This window comes from Dietzia sp. DQ11-44, from assembly GCF_014145205.1.
GTDB lineage: Bacteria > Actinomycetota > Actinomycetes > Mycobacteriales > Mycobacteriaceae > Dietzia > Dietzia natronolimnaea.
Map to the genome: position 1 here is coordinate 1 of NZ_JAALEC010000664.1, position 1,309 is coordinate 1,309.

Below are 1,309 nucleotides of genomic sequence, written 5' to 3' on the forward strand. Positions count from 1 at the left end.
CCCCGATGCCCACATTCCAGCGCGGTCACACGACCATCGCCTACACCGACACCGGCGTGCCCGCCGGTCGTGAGGACGCTCCCGTGGTGTTCTTCGCCCACGGTCTGCTCTTCTCCGGGTGGATGTTCCAGCACCAGATCGCCCACCTGCGGGACAGGTACCGGTGCGTGACCATCGACTTCCGTGGGCAGGGCGACTCGCCCCGCGCGCTCGGTGGGTACGACATGGACACGCTGACGGTGGACGTCAGCGAACTCCTGCGGCACCTGCAGATCCCCGTGGTGAACTTCGTCGGCCTGTCCATGGGCGGCTTCGTCGGGATACGGCTCGCGGCCCGCAACCCCGAGATCGTGCACTCCCTCACCCTGCTCGACTCCGCCGCCACCGCGGAGGAGCCGGCCAACCGCAGCAAGTACAAGACCCTGTCCAAGGTGTACCGCGTCGCCGGGATGAAGCCGCTGCGGTCCCGTGTGGCGCCGATCATGCTCGCCGACCGCAACCTCTCGGCACCCTGGGTCGAGGAGTGGATGGCGATGCTCGAGCGCACCGACCGCGCCGGTCTGGTCAAGGCCATCGAGTCGGTCGCGGACCGGGATCCGTGCGAGGACGAGGCCATCCGGATCATCGCTCCGACGCTGGTCGTGGTGGGTGCGGAGGACGCGGCCACACCGCCGGACAAGTCGCGCCGGATCGCCGAGCTCATCGCCACCACGAGCTTCCACGAGATCCCCGGTGCGGGTCACTCGCCGACCATGGAACGGCCCGACGAGGTCAACGCCATCCTCGAGGCGTTCCTCTCCGAGTACAACGCGTGAGGGCGAGGGAGACGATGACAACCGGGAGCACCGCGACGGACAGTGACGCGTCCACCGGAGGCTGGGTCGGCGTGCTCACGGGGAAGCTCACCGCCTGGCTGATCCTCGCGGCGGTCCTGCTCGTGTCCGGCGCCGTCTTCGCGCTCGCGTCCTCCGAGGGCGCGTCCGAGGCACCCCAGACGTTGCCGGACACCTCCGAAGCCGCCCTCGTCTCCCAGATCCAGCAGGAATTCCCCGACGCGGGGTCGGTGCCGGCGGTACTGGTGGTCACCAGGCAGGACGGTGGCGAGCTGGGCCCGCAGGGGATCGCCGCGGCCGTGGGGGCGGGTGAGCGGATGGCTGAGGTCGTCGGCGCCGCGCCCCAGGGACCGATCCCCTCCGAGGACGGCGCCGCCGCGCTGTTGCTGGTGCCGGTCGAGGCCGAGTCGATCTCCAACGAGCAGGGCAGCGAGCTCGTCCGCGAGATGCGCGACGCCGTCGCCGACGGCCTCGAC

1 protein-coding gene and 1 pseudogene are annotated in these 1,309 nt (G+C 70.5%); both read left to right on the top strand.

The window, feature by feature from the left end:
* Window positions 1–815 (top strand): alpha/beta fold hydrolase (locus tag G6018_RS15230; protein ID WP_347237879.1); only part of this gene is annotated, 815 nt, incomplete at its 5' end.
* Between the two features lie 14 nt (window positions 816–829).
* Window positions 830–1,309: pseudogene (locus tag G6018_RS15235) on the top strand (MMPL family transporter); the annotation flags it as partial.